Annotated in this window: 17 protein-coding genes; 5 read left to right on the top strand and 12 right to left on the bottom strand. The window is 73.4% G+C overall.

The features are described from left to right. Positions 1-13 precede the first annotated feature (13 nt). The gene (locus ACGFNI_RS22485) at positions 14-475 is read right to left on the bottom strand and encodes a MaoC family dehydratase (protein ID WP_393686307.1); all 462 of its coding nucleotides are present in this window, start codon (positions 473-475) and stop codon (positions 14-16) included. Positions 476-641: 166 nt separating this feature from the next. Between ACGFNI_RS22485 and soxR the strand changes: the two genes are divergently transcribed. Continuing rightward, on the top strand, positions 642-1247 hold the full coding sequence (soxR, locus tag ACGFNI_RS22480; protein ID WP_393686305.1) for a redox-sensitive transcriptional activator SoxR: 606 nt from the start codon (positions 642-644) through the stop codon (positions 1245-1247). A gap of 49 nt (positions 1248-1296) precedes the next feature. Here soxR and ACGFNI_RS22475 read toward each other — a convergent pair whose 3' ends face one another. The 3 genes from ACGFNI_RS22475 to ACGFNI_RS22465 all read right to left on the bottom strand — a co-directional run bounded on the left by ACGFNI_RS22475 (position 1297) and on the right by ACGFNI_RS22465 (position 4472). Beyond that, positions 1297-2739, bottom strand: coding sequence for an amidase (locus tag ACGFNI_RS22475; protein WP_393686304.1), 1443 nt, complete (start codon positions 2737-2739; stop codon positions 1297-1299). A gap of 233 nt (positions 2740-2972) precedes the next feature. Then, the gene (locus ACGFNI_RS22470) at positions 2973-3710 is read right to left on the bottom strand and encodes a 3-keto-5-aminohexanoate cleavage protein (RefSeq protein WP_393686303.1); all 738 of its coding nucleotides are present in this window, start codon (positions 3708-3710) and stop codon (positions 2973-2975) included. Between the two features lie 129 nt (positions 3711-3839). Then, entirely contained in the window at positions 3840-4472 is a 633-nt protein-coding gene (locus ACGFNI_RS22465; RefSeq protein WP_393686301.1) for a hypothetical protein, read from the bottom strand. 246 nt (positions 4473-4718) lie between these two features. Between ACGFNI_RS22465 and ACGFNI_RS22460 the strand changes: the two genes are divergently transcribed. Continuing rightward, on the top strand, positions 4719-7538 hold the full coding sequence (locus ACGFNI_RS22460) for a penicillin acylase family protein (RefSeq protein ID WP_393686300.1): 2820 nt from the start codon (positions 4719-4721) through the stop codon (positions 7536-7538). 64 nt (positions 7539-7602) lie between these two features. On the opposite strand, the gene ACGFNI_RS22455 is transcribed toward ACGFNI_RS22460, so the two are convergent. The 6 genes from ACGFNI_RS22455 to ACGFNI_RS22430 form a co-directional block, all read right to left on the bottom strand. After that, positions 7603-8949: an MFS transporter gene (locus ACGFNI_RS22455; RefSeq protein WP_393686298.1), complete on the bottom strand. Its 1347-nt coding sequence runs from the start codon at positions 8947-8949 to the stop codon at positions 7603-7605. Between the two features lie 79 nt (positions 8950-9028). After that, positions 9029-12532, bottom strand: coding sequence for an SAV_2336 N-terminal domain-related protein (locus ACGFNI_RS22450; protein ID WP_393686297.1), 3504 nt, complete (start codon positions 12530-12532; stop codon positions 9029-9031). 5 nt (positions 12533-12537) lie between these two features. Then, positions 12538-13422, bottom strand: coding sequence for an AAA family ATPase (locus ACGFNI_RS22445; RefSeq protein ID WP_393686489.1), 885 nt, complete (start codon positions 13420-13422; stop codon positions 12538-12540). Between the two features lie 83 nt (positions 13423-13505). Further along, entirely contained in the window at positions 13506-15743 is a 2238-nt protein-coding gene (locus ACGFNI_RS22440; protein WP_393686295.1) for a trypsin-like peptidase domain-containing protein, read from the bottom strand. A 2-nt stretch (positions 15744-15745) separates the two neighbouring features. Next, a complete protein-coding gene (locus ACGFNI_RS22435; protein ID WP_393686294.1) occupies positions 15746-16210 on the bottom strand; it encodes a CU044_2847 family protein in 465 nt (154 codons plus the stop codon). A 91-nt stretch (positions 16211-16301) separates the two neighbouring features. Continuing rightward, a complete protein-coding gene (locus ACGFNI_RS22430) occupies positions 16302-17576 on the bottom strand; it encodes an exo-beta-N-acetylmuramidase NamZ domain-containing protein (RefSeq protein ID WP_393686292.1) in 1275 nt (424 codons plus the stop codon). A 164-nt stretch (positions 17577-17740) separates the two neighbouring features. Here ACGFNI_RS22430 and ACGFNI_RS22425 point away from each other — a divergent pair, with 164 nt between their 5' ends. The 3 genes from ACGFNI_RS22425 to ACGFNI_RS22415 all read left to right on the top strand — a co-directional run bounded on the left by ACGFNI_RS22425 (position 17741) and on the right by ACGFNI_RS22415 (position 20954). After that, positions 17741-18517, top strand: coding sequence for an SDR family oxidoreductase (locus ACGFNI_RS22425; RefSeq protein WP_393686291.1), 777 nt, complete (start codon positions 17741-17743; stop codon positions 18515-18517). Between the two features lie 106 nt (positions 18518-18623). Further along, positions 18624-20285, top strand: coding sequence for an AMP-binding protein (locus ACGFNI_RS22420; RefSeq protein ID WP_393686289.1), 1662 nt, complete (start codon positions 18624-18626; stop codon positions 20283-20285). Positions 20286-20348: 63 nt separating this feature from the next. Further along, positions 20349-20954, top strand: a complete 606-nt coding sequence (locus ACGFNI_RS22415) for a TetR/AcrR family transcriptional regulator (protein WP_393686287.1) — start codon at positions 20349-20351, stop codon at positions 20952-20954. Positions 20955-21074: 120 nt separating this feature from the next. Here ACGFNI_RS22415 and ACGFNI_RS22410 read toward each other — a convergent pair whose 3' ends face one another. Further along, positions 21075-22289 carry an acyl-CoA dehydrogenase family protein gene (locus tag ACGFNI_RS22410; protein ID WP_393686285.1) on the bottom strand — a complete coding sequence of 405 codons (1215 nt, stop codon included), beginning with the start codon at positions 22287-22289 and terminating at the stop codon, positions 21075-21077. Positions 22290-22296: 7 nt separating this feature from the next. Beyond that, the gene (locus tag ACGFNI_RS22405; RefSeq protein WP_393686284.1) at positions 22297-23349 is read right to left on the bottom strand and encodes a phosphotransferase family protein; all 1053 of its coding nucleotides are present in this window, start codon (positions 23347-23349) and stop codon (positions 22297-22299) included. Between the last annotated feature and the right edge of the window lie 143 nt (positions 23350-23492).

The raw sequence follows: 23492 nt of genomic DNA, 5'->3' as shown, positions 1-23492 counted from the left end.
CGGCTCAGAGATATCAGAGGTAGAAGCGGCTGACCGCCTCGGCGACGCAGACCGGCTTGTCGCCGCCCTCGCGCTCGATCGTCACCGTCGTCGTGAGCTGCACGCCCCCGGCCACCTCGGTGACCTCGGCGATCCTGGCGGTGGCGCGCAGCCGGGAGCCGACCGGGACGGTGGCGGGGAAACGCACCTTGTTCGTGCCGTAGTTGATCCCCATCTTCACGTTGTCGACGCGCATCAGCTGCGGGACGAGCGCGGGCAGCAGTGACAGCGTCAGGTAGCCGTGCGCGATGGTGGTGCCGAACGGTCCGGCCGCGGCCTTCTCCTCGTCCACGTGGATCCACTGGTGATCGCCGGTGGCCTCCGCGAACAGATCGATCCGCTTCTGGTCGATCTCCAGCCAGTCGCTGGTGCCCAGGTCCTCGCCGACCGCGGCCCGCAGTTCGTCGAGCGATCCAAACACTCGGGGCTCTGCCATCTCCGTCTGCCTCCTGAAGGATCCGTGCGCCGGACACCCGCTCCGCCGCGTCCGTACGCTTACTAAGCGCTTGCTCAGCATGCTGAGTGCGGGCGCCCGCTGTCAACGGATGCGGGGTATCCGGGCGGACGGCGGGGTTTCGACGGCACGGCCTAGGGTTGGGGCCGTGCCCCAGCTTCCGTTCAAGGTTCATGAACTCACCGTCGGCCAGCTCTCCGCACGCAGCGGGGCCGCGGTGTCCGCGCTGCATTTCTACGAGTCCAAGGGGCTGATCAGCAGTACCCGCACCTCGGGCAACCAGCGCCGCTTCACCCGTGACGCGCTGCGCAGGGTCGCCTTCGTGCGGGCCGCGCAGCGGGTCGGGATCCCGCTCGCGGTGATCAGGGACGCGCTCGCCGAGCTGCCCGACGAGCGCACGCCCAACCACGAGGACTGGGCCAGGCTCTCCGAGGTGTGGCGCTCCGAACTCGACGAGCGGATCAGCCAACTCGTCGAACTGCGGGACCGGTTGACCGACTGCATCGGCTGCGGCTGCCTCTCACTGGAGCGCTGCGCGCTGTCCAACCCCTACGACAACCTCGGCGTACAGGGGCCTGGCGCGCAGCGGCTGCGCGTCGACCGGACCGCCACGGACCCCGTGACCGCGGGCAAGGGGGCACGGGACGGACGGCGGGCCGCGGGTGGCGACGGCCCGGCGGACGGCTCCGCGGGACCGCCGACCGCTGGACCGTGCGCCGCGCCCCGGGACGCGGCGCAGCCGTGCGAGCCCTGAGGGGCGGTGGTCAGGACCGCCGCCCTTGGGCGGCAGGGCCGCGGGCCGGTCACCACAGTGCCGGCTTGCGCGCCGCCCAGGGCCTGGCCCGCTCCAGCTGTGCCGCCAGGGCGATCAGTCCGGCCTCGTCGCCGTACCGGCCCCCGAACATCACGCCGATCGGCAGGCCGCTGTCGGTCCAGTGCAGCGGCACGCTGATCGCGGGCTGACCGGTGGCGTTGTAGAGCGCCGCGAACGGGGTGAACGCGCCGATGGCGGCGAACTCGGCCCGGGGGTCGGCGTCGTTGCGCAGCGCGCCGATCTTCGGGGCCGGCGCGGCGACCGTCGGCGAGAGGATCATGTCGTATCCGCCGCCGGGCGGCATCAGGCCGTCGGCGACGGTCTGGGCGAGCATCCGGAATGCGTGCAGCGCGCCCGCGAGGTCGGTCCCCTGTACCGTGCCGCCGCGCTCGCGCAGATGGCGGGTGAGCGGCAGCAGCAGCTCCTCGTGCTCCGGCGGCACCGGGCGCAGCGCCGCCATCACCGACCAGACACGGGTGAAGGAGTGCAGCAGGCCGTCGTCGGCGGGCAGCGACAGCTCCTCGACCTGATGGCCGAGGTCCGAGAGCAGCGCGGCGGTCCCGGCGACGGCGGCCCGGCAGTCGTCGTGCACCTCGACGCCGGGGACGGGGGCGTCCGCGAGCACCGCGATGCGCAGCCGCCCGGGGTCGCGTCCGGCCTGCGCGGCGAAGGTCTCGCCGGGCGGCAGCGCGGGCGCGGTGTACGGGTCGCCCGGCATCGGGCCGGACAGGACGTCGAGCAGCGCCGCGGTGTCCGCGACCGTGCGGCCCAGGGGCCCCGACGTGCTCAGGCCGGTGATGTCGTGCAGCACCGGACCCGAACTGACCCGGCCGCGGCTGGGTTTGATGCCGAACAGGCCGCAGGCCGCGGCCGGGATGCGGATCGAACCGCCGCCGTCGGACGCGTGCGCGAGCGGCGCCAGGCCACCGGCGACGGCGGCTGCCGCGCCACCGCTCGAACCGCCCGCCGACCGCTCCAGGTCCCAGGGGGTGCGGGCGGGCGGCGCCAGGGCGTTCTCGGTGTAGCAAGGGAGGCCGAATTCGGGGGTGTTGGTCTTGCCGAGCAGGATGGTGCCGGCCGCGCGGAGCTTGCCGACGACGTGGTCGTCCACCGGGGCGATGTGGTCGGCGAACGCGCGCGAGCCCATCGTGCAGCGCACGTCGGCGACCTGGGACAGGTCCTTCACCGGCACCGGAACGCCGTGCAGCGGCGGCAGCGCGCGGCCCTCCCTGCGGGCGGCGGTGGCCTCGCTCTCGGCCTCGGCCGCCTGCTTGCGGGCGATCTCCGGGGTGCGGGTGAGGAAGGCCCCGAGGGTGTCGTCGAGCCGCTCGATCCGCGCGAGGTAGTGCTCGGTCAGTTCGACGGGAGAGAGCGCCCCCGATCTGATGTTCCCGGCCTGTTCCAGAGCGGTCAGATCGTGCAGTTCGGCCATGGACTCCACCCTCTCGCGTGTGCCCGTGCGGCCCTGCTGCCGCACCGGCGGTCGGGCCGCCGCCGGTGCGGGACGGCCCGTGAACAGTTGTTTCAGCTCCCGGCGGGTTCGTAAAGCCCGCGCCGGGGCGTGGGGGACCGGCCGCCGGGACCGTGCGCGCCGGACGCCGGGGCGGTGCCCTACGGCACGCCGGGGCGTGGGCGCGGCACGGTCCGGGGGCGGTCTCGCCGGCCTCATCCGCCGCCCTCCTCGCCGCCCGCGTCCGTCAACGACAGGGCGGCGGCCACCAGTTGAGCGTTGTCGGCCGTGGGGGAGCCGTCGGGCAGCAGCAGGGTGTCCTCGATGCCGATGCGGGTGGCCAGGCCGATGCGGGCGGCCAGCCGCACCACCGGCCAGGCGCCGCCGTCCCAGCCGTGCAGCAGCACCGGGCGGCCGTGCGGTATCTCCGCCAGCACCGCCAGCAGATCCCGCGCGGACCGGGGCGCCGACGCGGGATCCCGGTCGGTCACTTCGGCTAGCACCCGCAGGACCCGCGGCGCCAGCGGGGAGCGGGCGAAGCACTCCGCTCCCGCCGTGCCGGACCACACACCGGCCTCGACGCCGACGCCGCGCGCCAGCAGCGCGGCGGCCACCTCGTCGGCGCCGGGCTCGTGCCAGTTCACCGAGGCGTGGTCGGGCAGCGCCGTCCACGCCCGTATGCGCGCCACCCGGCGGGCGGGATCCGGCTCGGCCCACGCCCCCGTCGTCACCCCCACCGGTACGTCGACCGCCGCGCGTATCGCCTCCAGCACCGGAGCGAGGACGCGCGGCGAGAGGGAATCCGTGCCGCAGGGGGTCTTGGGGTGGACGTGGACGTCATCGGCGCCGGCCGCGACGGCGCGCCGCGCGGCCTCGGCGAGCGCGGCGGGCGACAGGGGCACCGCTCCGGAATCGGCCGCGGTCCGGGGCCCGTTGAGACAGACTTGCACCATGCCTCGATAGTGCCGCACGGGTCTGACAACGGCGCCCGGCCGCCCGGCGAACCGGTCACCGCCGCGCGCCGCGCCGCCCGCGCCGGGCACCTCGGCGTGCCCCGCCGACCGCCCCCGCCGCGCCGCCCCTCAGGCCGCCGCGTACGCCGGGAGCCGTCCGGCCCCGGCCCCTTCGCCGCCGGGCCCGGCGGCGGTCAGCGCCTCGCGGGTGAGGACGGTGGCCGGGACCACCACCCCGCAGTCGCCGCACACGGGGCCGGCCGCCGCGCAACCGCCGGTGCCGGTCAGCCGGTTGAAGCGGTCGCCGCCGCACACCGGGCAGTCCCGCCGCGGCCTGCCGGACTCCATCGCCGTGATCATGCTGCGCAGGACGACGGCGAGCCGGGCGGCCGGGTGCAGGTGCGGCGCGGCGCAGGGCACGATGTCGCAGCCGCCCCAGGTGCGCCGGTGCCAGTCGTCGATCGCGCTGGGCTGCCGGATGCCGTCGTGCTTCTCCCGCCTGCGCCGGGCGGCGAACTCCGCCTCGTACGCCAGCCAGAGGGCGCGTGCCTCCTCCAGCTCGGCGAGCGCGGCCAGCAGCCGTTCCGGGTCGGGGTCACGGTCCTGGGTGGCGATCCCGGACCGTGTGCACAGGTGGTGCCACGTCGCGCGGTGCCCGTAAGGAGCGAAGCGCTCCAGGCACTTGCGCAGGGCGGTGCGCCGCTGGGCCGCGACGAGTCGCGGATTGCGGACCTGTTCCGCGAGAGCTCTGAAACCGGCCAATTTCATCCCACCTCCGTGGGGAGGACCCGACTGGACAGGGAATGGACGTAGCGGACCGCCCACCGGATCCATCGAATTTTCTTGCGGTTTCGGGAGGGCGGGAGCGGGGCAGTGGGTGCGCCCCTGTGGGGAATTGGAAAAGGTGACTGTTGTTCATCTTCCGGTGGCGAGTAACCGGCGGTAACGTCCGGCGCACCCTCCCCCGGACTCCCGAAGAGCGGGGGGAATCCCGTTCGAGGAGCAGGAATGCGACGACGTACCGGAAGGCTCAGGACCGCCGCCGCGGCTGCCCTGTTCGCCTTGGGTGCCACGTTCTTGGCACCGCCGCCCACCGCTGCCGCGGCCGACGGGCCGACCGGCACCACCGATTACTGCCAGGGCCAGTGCGCCGACATCCTGCCGCCGGGCGCCAACGGCAACGCGACCCTGGCCGAGATACTCGCCAGCAAGGTCTTCGGCACCCACCCCGGGCACTCCACCGACCAACTCGCCCCGTACGGCGCCCTGGCGAGCGGCTACCAGTCGCTCACCGACGACACCCTCACCGACTTCTTCAACGACGCCTCCTTCGGCGTCCCGAAGGACCAGGTGGCCAAGGTCACCGCGCCGCGCGACGACGTCACGATCACCCGGGACAAGAAGACCGGCGTCCCGCACATCAAGGGCACCACCCGCTACGGCACCGAGTACGGCGCGGGCTACGCCGCCGGCCAGGACCGGCTCTGGCTGATGGACCTCTTCCGTCACATCGGCCGCGGCGAACTCACCTCCTTCGCCGGCGGCGCCCTCGCCAACCAGGGCCTGGAGCAGCAGTTCTGGCCGCAGGCCCCGTACACCGAGGCCGACCTCCAGGCCCAGGTGGACCAGATACGCGACACCAACGGGGCGCGCGGCAAGCAGGCCATGGAGGACGCCCAGGCGTACGTCGACGGCATCAACGCCTACCGGGAACAGTCCAAGAACGGCCGCTACTTCCCCGGTGAGTACGTCCTGACCGGACACGTCGACGCGATCACCAACGCCGGTGAGATCGCGCCGTTCAAGCTCACCGACCTGATCGCGCTGGCCTCCGTCGTCGGCGGGCTGTTCGGCAACGGCGGCGGCGGTGAGGTCCCGTCCGCCCTCGCGCTGCTCTCCGCCCAGCAGAAGTACGGCGTCACGAAGGGCACCGAGGTCTGGGAGTCCTTCCGGGAGCGCAACGACCCCGAGGCCGCCAAGACCCTTCACGACGGCCAGAGTTTCCCGTACGCGGTCAAGCCGGCCAAGGCCAAGGGCACCGCGCTGCCCGACGCGGGCTCGGTCACCTCCGAGCCGCTGGTCTTCGACCGCACCGGAGCGGCCGGCGACAAGAAGCCCGCACAGGACCCGGTCAAGGCGCCGGAGAAGTACCGCAAGCTGGAAGGGATGTTCAAGGACGGGGTACTGCCCAAGGGCAGCTTCGACCCGACCCAGCACCGCGGCATGTCCAACGCACTCCTGGTGTCGGGCAAGCGCTCCGCGAGCGGCCACCCGGTCGCCGTCTTCGGCCCGCAGACCGGCTACTTCGCGCCGCAGCTGCTGATGCTCCAGGAGATCCAGGGCCCCGGCATCAGCGCCCGGGGCGCCTCCTTCGCGGGGGTCGGCATGTACGTCCAGCTCGGTCGCGGCCAGGACTACGCCTGGAGCGCCACGTCGGCCGGCCAGGACATCACCGACACCTACGCCGTCGACCTGTGCAACAAGGACGGCTCACCGGCCACCAAGGATTCCACCTCCTACCGCTACCACGGCGCGTGCGTCCCGATGGAGAAGCTGGAGCGCACCAACTCCTGGAAGCCGACCATCGCCGACCCGACCGCGGCGGGCTCGTACCGGATGCAGGTCTTCCGCACCAAGTACGGCACCGTCACGCACCGCGCCACCATAGGCGGCAAGCCTGTCGCCTACACGGCGCTGCGCAGCACCTACCGCCACGAGGCCGACTCCATCATCGGCTTCCAGATGTTCAACGACCCCTCGTACGTCCGTGACGCGGCGACCTTCCAGAAGGCGGCCCAGCACATCGGCTACGCCTTCAACTGGTTCTACGCCGACTCCCGCGACATCGCCTACTACAACAGCGGCCTCAACCCGGTCCGCAACCCGGACGTCGACCCGGCGCTGCCCATCAAGGCGGACCCGAAGTACGAGTGGCGGGGCTACGACCCCAAGGCCAACACCACCGACTACACACCGCCCGCCCAGCACCCGCAGTCGGTCAACCAGGACTACTACATCTCCTGGAACAACAAGCAGGCCAAGGACTACGACTCGGCGGGCTTCGGCAACGGCTCGGTGCACCGCGCCGACCTGCTCGACGACCGGGTCGCAGCCCTCACCAAGGAAGGCGGCGTCACCCGCGCCGCGCTGACCCGGGCGATGTCCGAGGCTGCCGTCACCGACCTGCGCGGCGAGGACGTACTGCCCCAGCTCCTGCGGGTGCTCAACAGCAAGCCGGTCACCGACCCGAAGCTCAGGACGGCGGTGCAGCAGCTGGATTCCTGGCGCAAGGACGGCGCCCAGCGCCGCGAGACGAGCGCCGGCTCGCACACCTACACGCACCCCGACGCCGTACGCCTGATGGACGCCTGGTGGCCGCTGATGATCGAGAGTGCCTTCAAACCGGGCCTGGGCGGTGACCTCTACGACGCGCTGGGCGCCAACCTCGCCATCGACGAGTCGCCTTCGGCGGGCCACGGACCGACCGGCGCGCACGCCGGATCGGCGTTCCAGTACGGCTGGTGGAGCTACGCGGACAAGGACCTGCGCGCGGTGCTCGGCGACCAGGTCCAGGGCCCGCTCGCCGTGCCGTACTGCGGCAACGGCGACCTCGCCGCCTGCCGCGACACCCTGCTGGACACGCTCAGGCAGGCGAGCGGCAAGACCGCCGAGCAGGTCTACCCGGGCGACGACAGCTGCAAGGCGGGCGACCAGTGGTGCGCGGACTCCATCGTGCAGCGCGCGGTGGGTGGTCTGACCCACGACGCCATCAGCTGGCAGAACCGGCCGACCTACCAGCAGGTCGTGGAATTCCCCTCGCACCGGTAGGCCCTTTCGGCCCGGGAACAGGGCGGCTCCCCGTACGGCACGTCCGTACGGGGAGCCTTGCGGTTCAGGCCAGTTCGCGTTCCCTGGTCTCGGGCAGGGCCAGCACGCACAGCAGCGAGACCACGGCCATCGCGCTGACGTACCAGCCCACCGACGCGGAGCCGAACGCCGACTGGAGCCGGGTGGCGAACAGCGGGGCGACCGCGCCGCCCAGCACGCCGCCCAGGTTGTAGGCGAGCGAGGCGCCCGAGTACCGCACGGTCGGGCCGAACAGCTCCGGCAGGTAGGCGCCCATCGGCCCGTACACGACGCCCATGCAGAACAGCGCGCCGCCGATGCCGAGCGCGATCAGCACCGGCTGCCCGGTGTCGAGCAGCGGGAAGAGGACAAGACCCCACACCACGGCCAGGCCGGTGCCCGCGAGGATCAGCTTGCGGCGCCCCGCGGCGTCCGAGCGGGTCGCGGCGAGCCAGGTGCCGGCCGCCAGGAAGAGGCAGGCGACCAGGGAGAGGCCGAGCATGGTGTTGCGGGAGACGCCGAGGGAGCCGGTGGCGTAGGAGAGGCAGTAGGTGGTCGCGGTGTAGAAGAGGCCGTACGCGATGATCATGCCGCCGGTGCCCAGGAGGAGTTCGCGCGGATGCCGCCGGAAGACATCGAGGGCGGGCGCCCGGCTCGCCTCCTGCGCGTCCAGCACCTTCGTGAAGACCGGCGTCTCGCTGATCTTCAGCCGGACGAACAGGCCGACGCCGACCAGCAGGAACGACAGCAGGAACGGCACCCGCCAGCCCCACGAGCGGAACGCCGCGTCGTCGAGCCCGGCGGACAGCGCCCAGAACACCCCGGTCGCCGCGAAGAACCCGACGGACGGGCCGAGTTGCGGGAAGGCGGCATACAGTCCGCGGCGTGCGCGCGGCGCGTGCTCGACCGCCAGCAGCGCCGCGCCGCCCCACTCGCCGCCGAGCCCGATGCCCTGCACGAAGCGCAGCAGGATCAGCAGCAGCGGAGCCCAGATGCCCAGCGTGCCGTAGCCGGGGAGCAGGCCGACGAACGCGGTGGAGAGCCCCATCATCAGCAGCGAGACGACCAGCACCGACTTGCGGCCGATCCGGTCGCCGAAGTGCCCGAAGACCAGCGAGCCGAGCGGCCGGGCGGCGAACGCCACCGCGTAGGTGGAGAACGACGCGAGGGTGGCGTTCACCGGGTCGAGGGTGGGGAAGAACGCCTGGTTCAGCACCAGTGCGGCGGCGGTGCCGTAGATGTAGAAGTCGTAGAACTCGATGGCCGTCCCGATGAAGGAGGCCACCGCCACCCGGCGCAGGCTCTCGCCGCCGCCGGACTCCGCGCCGTCCGCCGTACCCGCCGCTCCCGGCGCCTTCTTCGCTGGTGTCGCATCAGTTCGCACGAGCGGCATGCTCACGTCCTGTGGACGGGGCAGTCAATAGGTGGAATGTTTCGTCCTGGTATGTGAGACGAAGACAGGCCGTGTGCGCTCAGTGCCCGGCGTCATCCAAGAGATGGGCCGCCAGCTCCAGGAACGCCTCCGCGGTACGCGACTTGAGGCGCGGGAGCGACACCTCCCGCAGCCCGGCGAGGTGGGTGTCGAACGGGACGAAGACCAGCGGCAGCGGAGGGAGGGCCGCCCTGACCGTGTCGTCCGGAAGCGGGTCGGGGACGCCGACCTGGGACACGACGACCACGGCGTGCTCGGCGAGACGGCGCCCGGCCGCGTCGCCGCGCCAGCTCTTCAGGAGGGCCGCCGCGGTCTCCAGCGAAGCCCTGGCCGGTGAGACGCACAGCACCAGACGGTCCGTCAGGCCGAGTACCGGGCCGATGGCGGGGCCGGTGGCGGGCGCCGCCCAGTCGGTGAGCACCAGCGGATAGTGGTGCGCGCTGAGCGCCAGCAGCCTGCCGTACTCGTCGGCGTGCTGGCTGCGCCCGGCGGCGGCACGCGCGGTGAAGGGGAGCACCTCCAGGCCGCAGGCGGTGGACGTGACGAAGGGCAGCAGACGGTCGTAGGGCGCGTCGGCGGGCAGCTCGCTCACCTGGCGCAGCGTGGTGGGCGCGGGCCGCGGGAAGCGGTCGCGCAGATCGCCGTGGCCAGGAGCGCCGTCCAGAGCGAGCACCGGCTCGCCGCGCACGGCGGCGTACACGGAGCCGAGCGCCACGGTGGTGGTCAGCCGGCCCGACCCCGGGGCGGTGCCGATCAGCGTGATGCGGTGGCTGTGCGTCAGCGGCCTGCGGGCCGCCGTCATCCGCCTCTCGTGCGCCGCCCGGCGCCCGCCGAGCCCGGTGCGCGGCCACCACCGGCCGATCCGGGTGACCGGTTCCGGTGCCTTCGCGGCGCGCGGCGTGAGCGCGGGCCGGGCGGCGGTGGACGCGTCCGGAGCCGCAACGTCCGGTGCCGCGGCGCCGGTTGCTCCGCTGCCGGACCGCGGGCCTGCCGCGCCCGCCCGCGGCGCCTCGGTGCCCTGCATGGCCTGGGCGAGTGCGACGTACCGTGCGAGGGTCTCCGCCGCCTCCGCCGCGGTGGGCCGTTCCGTCTCATCCGTCGCGGTGCAGCGGGCGACCAGCTCGCGCAGCGGCAGCCAGATGTCGCCCTGCCACAGGTGCATGCCCTCGGCCACCCAGGTCTGCACACCGGGCGGCTTGCTGGCCGTGGCGCGCAGCACCTCGCCCAGCGCGCTGATGTTGCCCGCCTCGGTCGGCGCGGGGCCAGGACCCGACCACGCGCCGTCCACCGCGCAGTCCGACAGACCGGCCAGCAGCACCGTGCGGTCGAGCACCATCACGTCGGCGGGTGTGAGATCGGCGAGCACCAGGCCGTTCAGATGGCAGAGCCGGACCGCGTCGGCGAGCTGCCAGGCGATGGTGAGGCTGCTGAGGATGTCCAGGACCCCCAGCTCACCGGGGAGCACGATCTCCAGCAACTCGTCCAGCCGCGCCGGCGCGTCGCCCTTGCCGCGGCCACCGGGCCTGCCGTGCGTCCGGCCGGCCCGGCGCACCTGCTGCATGGCGAGCCACGCGGGGCGGTCGTTCAGCCCGGTGGTCACCAGACGGGGCGCGTACCGGCCGTTCATCCGGCGCAGCGCCTCCGCCTCGGTGGTCAGCAGCCGCTCCGTGGCGGCCGGCAGCCCCGGGCGCACCGCCCGCAGGGCCGCTTCCCTGCCGCCCGAGTCCCGGCCGTGGTAGACGACGGTGCGGGCGCCCAGGCGCCTGCCCAGCAGGGTGAAGTCACCGAGCCGGCGCGGATCCTGGCCGGTGAGCGGACGCCACGAAGCGGGCGCTTCGGCGCCGGGCGCCGCTTCGGGGGCCAGGGGGGTACGGGAGCGCAGCGACTCCATGCTCTCCACGCTGACCCCGAACCGCTTCAGCAGCCGGCGTTCGACGGCGGTGAACGGGCGGAAGGCCTCCGGCAGCGCGTCATCGCCGTCCGGGTGGGCGAGCCAGGCGGGGAAGTCCGGTGCGCGGCCCGCCAGTTGTTCCAGGTGACGGCCGATCCGGCGGCTGGTGCGGATCAGTTCGGCGCTGGGCACGGCGTCGAGCAGCGCGCTCTTGGCGTCCTCGGTGAAGTCGAAGATCCGGTGCTTGACGGGCACCGGCTCCGGCACCGGTGCCGGCGCGGGGCCGACCAGGCCGCCGAGGAACACCTCCGCAAGCTGCGCGGTGCGCGCCTGCCACGGCACCGCTGCCTGCACCAGCCGCATCACCGGCACCGACACCGGCGACACCGCCGCCAGATGCGCCGCGAGCCGGTACGCCTCAGGTGACGCGGCGTCCCGGAAATGCTGGACGGTGCCGACCTCACGGGCGGAGGTGACCGCCGCGTGGTGCCGGGGCTCGGTCAGCAGCGGCAGTTCCGCGGTGGTGCCGGGCGAGGCGACCAGCCGCGCCCACTGGTGCAGCGCCACGGCCGACGGCTCCAGCAGCGGGACGGGCACGCCGTGGAACGCGGCGAGTTCCGCGGGGAGCACCGGGTCGGCGACGTCCCAGGCGGTGTGCGGGCCGCCGGGCCGGTGGGTGGTGACCTGCCAGCGGTCGGCCTGGAGCCCCGAGCCGCGCCACAGTGACGGCGGCAGGGTGTGCAGCACGGCGGTGGGTCCGGCCGCGGCCCAGCGTTGCAGCACCTCGTGCATCCGGCCGGTGCGCCAGGCGGCCCCCATCCCGTCGCTGATCACCAGGACCAGGGTCTGCCCCGACGGGTCGGCGACCGACGACGGCGCCAGCGTGGCCTCACCGGGGTCGAACGGGCGCCCGCGCAGGGCGACTTCACCCGAGGTGCGGGTGTCCAGGCCGTGCACCTGGATCGAGCGGAAGGCGCCGAGCCGCTGGAGGGTGGTGCGCAGCTCCACCGCGAGCTGATGCCACAGCAGCATCGACAGACCGTCGTCCACCACCAGCACCAGGCGCAGCCAGCGCTCCCTGGCCGGACGCGTCACCACGTCCGGCAGCCGGGTCTCGGCGAACGCCGCCGCGGTCGCCGACTCGTCCAGCTCCTGCCGCCACCGGCTGGGCCGCTGCTGCTTCAGCGGCCGAAGGGCCCGCCCGACCAGCAGCTCCTGGGCGAGCGCCTTGACCTCGGGCACCCGCACCGGCAGCGCGGGCTGCGGCTCGTCGGGGTCCTGGGGCGCGACCGCGGGCGGTTCGGACGGGCGGGACCGCGGGGCGGCGTGCAGCTCGGGTACCGGAAGGTCGGGCAGCGGGTCGGTGCCGGGCTGCTCCGCCTGCGGCTCCGCGTCGTCCGTACCGGGTTCCGCCGGCACGTCGTCCGCCGCGTCCGGCACCGGGTCCTGGACGTCCTGCCGGGCGAGCGCCAGCGGCAGCCGCGCGCCCCGGCCGTCGTCCGGCAGCCGCCCGGCCAGCCAGAGCACGTCCAGGGCCTCCTGCGCGTCGAGGTCACAACCGGCAGCGCGCAGCACCCGCAGCGCGGCGCCGAGACGCTCCTCGCGCGCCGCGCCCTGTGCCCCGTCCACCGCGGCGTCCCCCGGATGTGTCATGGCGCTCAGACGTTTCCGGTCAGCTGGTGCAGGACGGCGTCGAGCAGGCCCTTGCCGTCCAGGTCCACGCCGCCTGCCCGCAGGAACACCGCGTTCAGCAGCTGGTCGGTGGCCAGTTCGCCGGGCGCGCGGCGGCTCAGGAACTTCTGGAGCACCCCGTCGGCCTCCTGGAGCGCGTCCGGGCCCAGATGCGCCGTGACGATCTCCCGCAGCCGTTCCTCGCCAGGCACCGGCAGGTCGAGGCGTACGCAGCGGCGCAGGAAGGCCGGCGGGAAGTCACGTTCGCCGTTGCTGGTGATGATGACGACCGGAAACTCGGTGCACTGCACCCGGCCCCTGCGGACGGTGACGGTCTCCTGGTGGTCGGCGGTGTGCACCTCGATCTCGGCCGACTCCTCGGGCAGCCGCACCAGTTCGGGGATCTCGAAGACGCCGTCCTCGAAGACGGTCAGCAGGTCGTTGGGCAGATCCACATCGCCCTTGTCCATCTCGTCGACCAGCAGCACCCGCGGCGCCGCACGCGGCACCAGCGCCGTGCCCAGCGGCCCGAGCCGGATGAAACTGCCGATGGACGGCTCCGCCTCGCCGCGGTCCCGGCTGAGCGTCGTCTCACGCAGCCGGCCGATGGCGTCGTAGCCGTAGAGCGCGTCCTGCACGCTGGAGCGGCTGTTGACCGGCCAGCGCAGCAGTTCGCCGAGGCCGAGTTCATGGGTGACGGCGCGGGCCAGCGAGGACTTGCCGGTGCCCGCCGGTCCTGTCACCAGCAGCGGGCGGCGCAGTTGCAGCGCCGCGCTCACCACGTCCGCGTGCTCACGGGAGATCAGGTACGGCAGCGGGGCGACGGAGCGGTCGTCCGGTGAGAAGCGGCGCCAGGGCGGCGCGGGCGGCATGGTCACCCGGCGCGGCACCCCGTCGCCACGGAAGAGCCGCCAGTCGTCGTCCGAAGGCGGCGGTGCGGGTTGCGGTACGTCGTTCACGGGCCCTCCTGAGGCTCCGACAGATGCAGTTGCGGCACCGTACGGTCGGCGTCCGCCCAGGCCAGCACCGGACGCCCGGTGAACTCCTGCGGCCGGTGGACGGACTTGGCACGGTAGGTCCTGACCTCTTCGGGCAGTTTTCTGGTGGTCACCGCCGTCATCTCGCGCACGGCGTGCGAGCCGCCGTCGTCCGCCTGCCGGTCCCACACCACCACCGGCACCCCCACGGACAGACAGGTCTGCACGATCGCTTCCCGCAGCGCCTGCGGGACGTCCACCGCCACCCGCACGGTGTCCGTACGGTCCAGCAGCATCGCGTACACCTCACGCACGCCCACCGCCGCGTCGTCCAGCCGCAGCGTGTGGCCGGTGTCCAGCTTCCGCCAGCGGTCCCGCCAGTCGTGCAGGAAGCGCTCCTTGCGGCGCAGATCGGGGCAGTTGACGACGAGCGGGTACCCCACGCCGAGCACTTCGGGCACCACGTCGTCGGGCCCCACGCTCTCCCATTCGTCGATGGGCAGATTCAGCGCGCCCCGGTCCACCAGCGCCTCCACCACCGGCCTGCTCTCCACCGGCGCGGTCCGGTACAGGGACTCCACCGCCCGCAGCAGCACCCGGGCGGCCTCGGTGGCGCTGTAGGTGACGTCGCCCTCGGTCGACACCTGCCGGAGTCCTGACCCCTCGTCGCACCACACCCGCAGCCGGTAGCGGTCCCCGGCCTCCAGGCCGATCTGGGCCAGCACCCGGGGGACGGTGCCCTGGGCCCGCGCCCGGTCCTGCGTCTGGTGCCAGCCGGCGGCCACCGAACGGCGTTCGGTCATCGCCTGGCGGGGGACGGCGAGCCGCTCGGCGACCCCGTCGGACCACAGGCGCAGATGAGCCCGCTGGGCGGGCGGGCAGAGCGCGGAGAAGTACTCGACGGCCGTCAGGAGGGCGGGCACGCGGGGGCCGCCCCGCTCGCTGCGGCTGTCGCCCGGCAGGTACTCCAGGTGGTCGAGGAGCGCGTCGAGTGCCTGGGCCGTGCCGGTTCCCGACACATCGGACGTGTCCCGCCCGAGATGCCCGGCCACTTCCTCCACCGGGAAGGAGGCGGTGCGGGGCAGCGCGGCCCGCACCGCCTCCGGCAGCCGGGCCAGGGCCGCGGCGGGCACCGTCGCCAGCACGTCGTGCAGCCTGCGGTACTCGCGCGGGGCCAGCAGCCGCGGCACCCGGGAGAGCCAGCCGACCGCGAGCAACTGCTCGGCGGCGTGCGGTTCGTTGCGCCGCAGCACCTCCGACAGCGCCGCCAGCGCCCGGGGTTCGGTGACCAGGAACGCGGCGAACTCCTCAGGGGAGGGCGAGGACGCGCCCTCGGGGTAGCCGTAGCCGCAGCGGCCGGCGACGGCCCGCGCGTAATCGGCGCGCCTGACCCCCGACGGCAGCAGGCTCTTCAGCAGGCTGCACAGCAGCCCCGCCGCCGGATCGTCCGCGTCCGCCTCGGGCGGGTCGAAGAGGTGCCCGGCGCCCGCAGCCCGGAGTTCTTCGGTGATCCGCTGCCAGGGGATGCCCCAGCTGCGCCGGGCGATGTGCTGCGGGGTGTAAGGCAGCGGCCGGCCGGCGGCGTCGGTGGGCGGCCCGACGTGCGCGCAGACGAGGCCGACCACGGCGTTGTGCATCGTGGACCACAGCGGGCCGCCGCTGTAGGCGGGCCCGATGGCCATGCCGGTGGGCCAGCCGTCCATGTAGCCGATCTCCCCGTCACAGGGCCCGACCCGGACGTCGGCGTAGGTGCTGCTGCGCGCCGAGCCGTGCCAGGCGCGCAGCATCTGTCCCTCGGCCATCGGCGCCCACTGGGGCACGTGCACCTCGCCGTCCGCCGCCTCGATCTCCAGCACCGCCAGGTCGCCCAGCCACTCGGCGTCCTGGAGTGGCCGTACCGGCAGCCGGCTCGCCGCACCGGGCCCGCCTGGCACCCGGCGCCTCGGCGGCAGCCAGTGGGTGACCGCCGCCCAGGTCCTGGTGACCTCGTGGGGCCGGTGGAGCGTCACCTTGACGCGTTCCCCGGACGGTTCCCGGTCGTCGAACATCGGGCGTTGCAAGGCGTCGTTGACGACATGGGCGCAGGTCAGCAGGGTGGTCGGGGCGAGCAGGACACCGGCGCCCGCGCTCTTGCCGTCCTTGCCCCGCAGCACCGAGACCACGGAGTACAGCGGCTGCGCCGACGGCGATCTGATCGAGGAGTGGAACCAGCCCACGCTCAGCCCCCGCTGCTGCCGGGCCGCCAGGACGCCGCGATCGTCAGATGGGCCTGGCCGGTGCCGCCCACGACGCCCAGTTTCAGATCCTGGCCGATCTGGACGCCGAAGGTCACCGTGACCTCCTCCGGCGGCTGCGGCGCCGACAGCACCGCGTCGTGCACCTCCTGGAGCAGTGAGCCGACGGGTGCGAGCGCCGCCCGTACCGTGCGCACCGCCATCCGGGACACCCGGCTGTCCCCGTCGCCCCGGGCGACCGGCACGCTGGGGCCCATGCCGTCGGGCAGCTCGGCCATCGCGTCCTCGTCCGGCGCGCCGGGGCACTCCGGGTGCCGGGACTCCCCGGCGTCATCGGGGAGTTGGCCGGCCCCGGGGGCGCCGTCCGGCCAGGGTGTGCCGTCGCCCGCCGTCACGTCGAACCGGATGGCGGTTCCGTCGGCGAGCTGGAGTTCGTTGAAATTTCCCACCCCTGCATTGTGCCGATCATCGCCGTCCGGGGCACGGTTGTTCCCAAACCGGTGCGGACATCCGGAGGTTGGCGCGGTCGCGGCGGTGGTGTCAGCGGTAGCGCAGGTGGCGGGCCCGTTCGGTACGGAAGCGGGCCAGGTCCTGCTGCCAGGCCGCGACCACGTCGTCGGTGCCGGCGCCCGCGTCGATCATCGTGCGGACCTGCGCCGAGCCGGTCAGCCGGTCGATGCCGTGGTCGGGGCGCCAGGCGAAGCCGCTCCACACCCGCTTCGCGGTGACCAGCAGCGCGATGCCGGTGCGGACCGGGTCGAACAACTCCCGGTCGTGGACGTGCAGTTGGACCCCGCCGATCGTCTTGCCGGCGAACTTCGAGAACGTCGGCGCGAAGTACGCCTCCCGGAAGCGGACCCCGGGCAGCCCGAGCGCGTTCACCGCCGCCGCCCACCGGCGGTCGATGCCGTCCGCGCCCAGGAGTTCGAACGGCCGGGTGGTGCCGCGCCCTTCGGAGAGGTTGGTGCCCTCGAAGAGGCAGGTGCCCGCGTAGACCAGCGCGGTGTCGGCGGTGGGCATGTTGGGGCTCGGCGGCACCCACGGCAGCCCCGTCGCGTCGAAGAAGTCGCCGCGCCGCCAGCCGCCCATCGGGACGGTTTCCAGCCGCACCGGGCGCCCGGCGGCCTTCGGCACGAACAGGTCGTTGAAGAGCAGGGCCAGCTCCAACGCCGTCATCCCGTGCGCCTGCGCGATCGGCTCGCGGCCGACGAACGAGGCGTAGGCCGGGTCGAGCACCGGTCCTGTGGCCGCGCGTCCGGTGACCGGATTGGGCCGGTCGAGCACCACGAACCGCTTGCCCGCCAGGGCGGCGGCCACCATGCAGTCGTACAGCGTCCAGATGTAGGTGTAGAAGCGCGCACCGACGTCCTGGATGTCGAACACCACGGTGTCCACGCCGGATTCGGTGAAGATCGCGGCGAGTTCCCTGCCGCTCCTGTCGTACGTGTCGTACACCGGGAGGCCGGTCGCCGGGTCGTCGTGGCGGCCCTCCGAGCCGCCCGCCTGCGCCGTGCCGCGGAAGCCGTGCTCCGGGCCGAAGACGGCGGTCAGCCGTACCCGGTCGTCGGCGTGCATGACGTCCACGATGTGCCGCAGGTCCCGGGTGACCCCCGTGGGGTTGGTGACGATGCCGGTCCGGTGCCCGTCCAGGAGCCGGTAGCCGTCGGCGGCCAGCCGGTCGAAGCCGGTGTGCACCGTTGTGCCGCCGTGGGCAGGACGCGCGGCGTGGGCCGGGCCCGCGGCGGCGCCGACCGTGGCCGCTGCGGCTCCGGTCGCCGCCAGGCGTCCGAGCAGAACGCGTCTCGACAGGGCCATGTGCGCACCTCCGTGAGCGGTGGGAACGACGTGCCCCGCGCACGCTAACGCTCCGTGGCCCGCCAGGGAACGATCCAGGCCGCCTGGGCACCTGGCCCTTCCGCTGGGACATACCGACTGGTTAGTCTGCGAGGCGAGCCGAGAACGACCGAGGGAGAGCCAGCGTGGAAGCCGTACGGGACCAGGCCGTCGTCGTGACCGGAGCGGGCGGGGGGATCGGCGCCGCGCTGGCCCGCAGGTTCGCCGCCGAAGGCGCCCGGGTGGTGGTCAACGACCTCGACGCGGCCAAGGCGGCCAGGACCGCACAGGAGATCGGCGCGGTCGCGGTACCCGGCGACGCGTCCGCCATCGTGCCCGCCGCGCGCGAGGCGCTCGGCGGCGCCGTCGACATCTTCTGCGCCAACGCCGGCGTCGGCACCGGCGGCGGCCCCGAAGCGCCCGACGAGGACTGGGCGCTGGCCTGGGACGTCAACGTCATGGCGCACGTACGGGCGGCGCGCGAGCTGCTGCCCGGCTGGCTGGCGCGGGGCAGCGGCAGGTTCGTCTCCACGGTGTCCGCCGCCGGCCTGCTCACCATGGTCGACGCGGCGCCGTACAGCGTCACCAAGCACGGCGCGTACGCCTTCGCCGAGTGGCTGTCGCTGACCTACCGGCACCGCGGCATCGACGTGCACGCGATCTGCCCGCAGGGCGTACGCACCGACATGCTGGCCGCCACCGGCGCCGCCGGGGACCTCGTACTGACCCCCACCGCCGTCGAGCCGTCCCAGGTCGCCGACGCGCTCTTCGACGCGATGCACGAGGACCGCTTCCTGGTCCTGCCGCACCCGGAGGTCGCCGGCTACTACACCGCACGCGCCACCGAACCGGACCGCTGGCTCGGCGGCATGAACCACCTCCAGCGCAAGCTGGAGCAGGCCGAGGGCCGCGACGTGCGGTAGCCGGGGCGGGCAGGGCCGGCCGGACGCCGGCCGGGCCACCCCGCGCACCACCTCGGATGTGCCTTCAGGGACGATCAGGCGATCAGGAAGAAAGGGCCGCACCCCGATGACCACGTACCAGGACAAGCCGTGGCTGACGCAGCTCAACGACGCGCAGCGGGCCCCCGTCCGGCCGCCCGCCTCGACGCTGCACGCCTTCCGTGACGCCGTCGGCCGGGCGCCCGACCGCACCGCGCTCGCCTACTTCGACGGCCGGCTCTCCTACGCGGAGACCGACGCGCTCTCCGACGGGATCGCCGCGCACCTCGCCGGGCGCGGTTTCCGGCGCGGCGACCGGGCGGCGGTCATGCTCCAGAACACCCCGCACTTCGTGCTCGCCGTCCTCGGCGTGTGGAAGGCCGGCGGCGTGGTCGTCCCCGTCAACCCCATGTACAAATCAGGCGAGATGACGCACATCCTGCACGACGCCGAGGTCACCGCCGTCGTCTGCGCCGACCGCACCTGGGACGCCTTCCTCCGCGCCACCGCAGCCGAAGCCCCCTCCGTACGGATCGCCCTGACCGCCTGTGAGGCGGGACTCCAGACCCGCGACGACACCCGGGTGCTGCGCGGCGAACGGCTCGGGCCGCGGGAGGGCGCCGACGACCTGCTGACCGTGGCGCGGGCGGCGGGCGCCCCGTACCCGGTGCCCGAAGACGCCGGGCTCACCGCCGACGACGTGGCGCTGATCAGCTACACGTCGGGCACCAGCGGCACCCCCAAGGGCGCCACCAACACCCACGGCAACATCACCTACAACGCCGAACGCCAGCGCACCGGCCTCGGCGTGCCCGAGGGCGCCACCTACTTCGCGCTCGCCCCGCTCTTCCACATCACCGGCATGGTCTGCGAACTGGTCGCCTCCTTCGCCAACACCGGCACCCTCGCGCTGGCCTACCGCTTCGACGCCGGCGTGGTGCTCGACGCCTTCCTGGAGCACCGCCCCGCCTTCACCGTCGGCCCGTCCACCGCCTACATGGCCCTGATGGCGCACCCCGGGGTCACCCGCGACCACTTCGCGTCGTTCGCGACCCTGTCATCGGGCGGCGCGCCGCTGCCGCCCGCCCTGGTGGAGTCCTTCCGCACCGGCTTCGGCCCCTACCTGCACAACGGCTACGGGCTGACCGAGTGCACCGCCCCGTGCGCCAGCGTCCCGCCCGGCAAGCGGGCACCGGTCGACAAGGTCTCCGGCACCCTCGCGGTCGGCGTGCCGGGCCCCGACACCGTCGTACGGATCATGGACGAGGAGGGCCGGGACGTGCCGTTCGGCGAGCAGGGCGAGATAGCGGTGCGCGGCCCCCAGGTCGTGCCCGGCTACTGGCGGCGCCCCGACGCCACCGCCGAGGCGCTGCCGGACGGTGAACTCCGCACCGGCGACATCGGGTTCATGGACCGCGACGGCTGGCTCTACGTCGTCGACCGCAAGAAGGACATGATCAACGCCTCCGGCTTCAAGGTCTGGCCCCGGGAGGTAGAGGACGTCCTCTACACCCACCCGGCGGTGCGCGAGGCGGCGGTCGTCGGCGTGCCCGACGCCTACCGCGGGGAGTCGGTGAAGGCGTACGTCAGCCTGCGGCCCGGCAGCGAAGCGGACCCCGCCGGGCTGTCCGGCTACTGCAAGGAACGGCTGGCGGCGTACAAATACCCCCGGGAGGTCGAGATCCTGCCCGAGCTGCCGAAGACCACGAGTGGCAAGATCCTCCGACGGGAGCTGCGCGACCGTGCCTGACGTGGGTGCGCCCCGCGCCCGGCTCCCGAAGGATCCGCGTACGACGAAGGACAGGTGAGGGCGATGGCCGGCACGAAGGACGGCGCCACCGGCGGCGCCACGAAGCCGGTGGCCCAGCGGCTGCTCGCCACCGCCACCAGGCTCTTCGCCGAGCAGGGCTACGACCGCACGTCCGTCCAGGAGATCGTCGACGCGGCGGGTGTCACCAAGGGCGCGCTCTACCACTACTTCGGCTCCAAGGACGACCTGCTGCACGAGGTCTACGGCCGGGTGCTGCGCCTCCAGCAGGAGCGCCTCGACCACTTCGCCGGCGCCGACGCCCCGGTCGAGCAGCGGCTGCGGGACGCCGCCGCCGACGTCGTGGTCACCACCATCGAGAACCTCGACGACACCAAGATCTTCTTCCGCTCGATGCACCACCTGGGACCGGAGAAGGACAAGCAGGTGCGGGCCGAACGGCGGCGCTACCACGAGCGGTTCCGGGCGCTGGTCGAGGAGGGGCAGCGCGCCGGCGTGTTCGCCGCCGACATCCCCGCCGACCTCGTCGTGGACTACCACTTCGGTTCGGTCCACCACCTCGGCACCTGGTACCGCGAGTGCGGCCCGCTCACCCCGCAGCAGGTCGCCGACCACCTCGCCGACCTGCTGCTGCGGGCACTGCGCCCGTAGCGGGGAACGCTGCGCCCGTAGCCGGGAACACCACCCCGCCCCCCGGCGTTGTGGCCCCGCAGGGGGCGCGCCCGACCCCTACGGGAGGCGTTCGACCGCGCCCTACGGATCCCCGTACGTCTACCGGTACCGCTTCAGCTCACGCCGGGCCAGCGAGCGCTGGTGCACCTCGTCGGGGCCGTCCGCGAGTTGCAGCGTCCGGGCGCCCGCCCACAGTTCGGCCAGCGGGAAGTCCTGGCTGACGCCGCCCGCGCCGTGCAGCTGCACCGCCTTGTCGAGGATGTCCACGACGGTGCGCGGGGTGGCGATCTTGATGGCCTGGATCTCGGTGTGCGCGCCCTTGTTGCCGACGGTGTCCATCAGCCAGGCGGTCTTCAGCACCAGCAGTCGCAGCTGCTCCACCGCGACCCGGGCGTCCGCGATCCACTCCTGCACCACGCCCTGCTGGGCCAGCGGCTTGCCGAACGCGGTACGCGCCACCGCCCGCTTGCACATCAGCTCGATGGCGCGCTCGGCCATGCCGATCAGCCGCATGCAGTGGTGGATCCGCCCCGGGCCCAACCGCGCCTGGGCGATGGCGAAGCCGCCGCCCTCCTCGCCGACGAGGTTGCCGGCCGGCACCCGCACGTCGTCGAAGATCACCTCGGCGTGCCCGCCGTGGTAGTGGTCCTCGTAGCCGTAGACCTGCATGGCGCGCTTGACGGTCAGGCCGGGGGTGTCGCGCGGCACCAGCACCATCGACTGCTGGCGGCGGATGTCCTCGCCGTCCGGGTCGGTCTTGCCCATCACGATGAAGATCTGGCACAGCGGGTTCATCGCGCCGGAGATGTACCACTTGCGGCCGTTGATGACGTAGTCGTCGCCGTCCCGGGTGATGTGCGTCTCGATATTCGTCGCGTCCGACGACGCCACATCGGGCTCGGTCATCGCGAACGCCGACCGGATCTCACCGGCCAGCAGCGGATCGAGCCACTGCTTCTGCTGCGCGGCGTTGCCGAACTGCGCCAGCACCTCCATGTTGCCGGTGTCGGGCGCCGCGCAGTTCAGCGCGGTCGGCGCCAGCTGCGGGCTGCGGCCGGTGATCTCGGCGAGCGGCGCGTACTGGAGGTTGGTCAGCCCGGCGCCGTGCTGTGCGTCGGGCAGGAAGAGGTTCCACAGTCCCCGGCGCCGCGCCTCGGCCTTCAGGTCCTCGACGATCGCTGGGGTGTCCCAGGGTGAGGCGAGCTGCGCCCGCTGCTCGTGGACGGTCTCCTCGGCGGGCAGGACGTGCTCGTCCATGAACGCCAGCAGCTGCTCGCGGAGTTCTTCCGTCCTGGCGTCGAATGCGAAGTCCATGGGTGGCTCAGCCTTCCTTGAGGGTGGTCAGTCCGCGGTCGATGAACACGGGCACCAGCTCGCCGATCCGGTCGAAACCGGCGCCGACGGTCTGGCCGAGCGTGAAGCGGTAGTGGATGCCTTCGAGGATCACGGCGAGCTTGAACCAGGCGAAGGCCGTGTACCAGGCGATGGCCGAGGTGTCCCGGCCGGAGCGGGCGGCGTAGCGCTCGATCAGCTCGGCGGGGGAGGGGTGGCCGGGCGCGCCGCTCGTGGTGCTGACGGGCGAGGCGGGCAGGCCCAGGTCCGCGCTGTACATCGCCAGCAGCCCGAGGTCGGTCAGCGGATCGCCGAGGGTGGACATCTCCCAGTCCAGGACCGCCTTGAGGGTGTCGTCGGCGCCGACGAGGACGTTGTCGAGACGGTAGTCGCCGTGCACGACGGCCGCCGCGGACGAGGCGGGCAGCGTCCGGCCCAGCGTCTCGTGCAGCTCGTCGATGCCCGGCAGGTCACGGTTCTTCGACGCCGCCAACTGCTTTCCCCAGCGCCGCAGTTGACGCTCCAGGAAGCCGTCGGGGCGCCCGAAGTCGCCGAGGCCCACCGCGTCGGGGTCGACCGCGTGCAGGTCGACGAGGGTGTCGACGAGTGAGAGCACCACCGCGCGGGTGCGCTCGGCGCCCAGCGGCGCCAGCTGCTCGGCCGTGCGGTACGGCGTGCCTTCGACCAGCTCCATCACGTAGAAGGGCGCGCCGATCACCGACTCGTCCTCGCACAGCAGCAGCGCTTCGGGCACCGGCACGGGGGTGCCGTGCAGCGCGCTGATCACCCGGTGCTCGCGCCGCATGTCGTGCGCGGTGGCGAGGACATGGCCCAGCGGCGGGCGGCGCACGACCCAGGAGGAGGTGCCGTCGGCGACGCGGTAGGTGAGGTTGGACCGCCCGCCTTCGATCAGCTGCGCGCACAGCGGCCCTGCGGTGAGACCCGGCCGCGCGCGCTCCAGATGGCCGCGCAGACGTTCCAGGTCGAGACCGGGTGGAGTCTCCCGGTCCGCGCCCGGTGGGGGAGGGGTGCCCTTGCTCATCGTGCTCCTCCGTACGGAGTGGACGGCCGGACTCCGGACGGTGCCGGCCGCTGGGTCACTGAGTCGCCGGGCACGATCATGCCGACTAGTCGGTATGGAGTCCAGAGGTGGAACATGGGGCGTCGGTCACGCACGGGTGCGCG

It is taken from the genome of Streptomyces sp. NPDC048644, from assembly GCF_043199105.1.
Lineage (GTDB): Bacteria > Actinomycetota > Actinomycetes > Streptomycetales > Streptomycetaceae > Streptomyces.
Note: the sequence above shows the minus strand (reverse complement) of the source record. Positions and strands in the feature narration are given on the sequence as shown.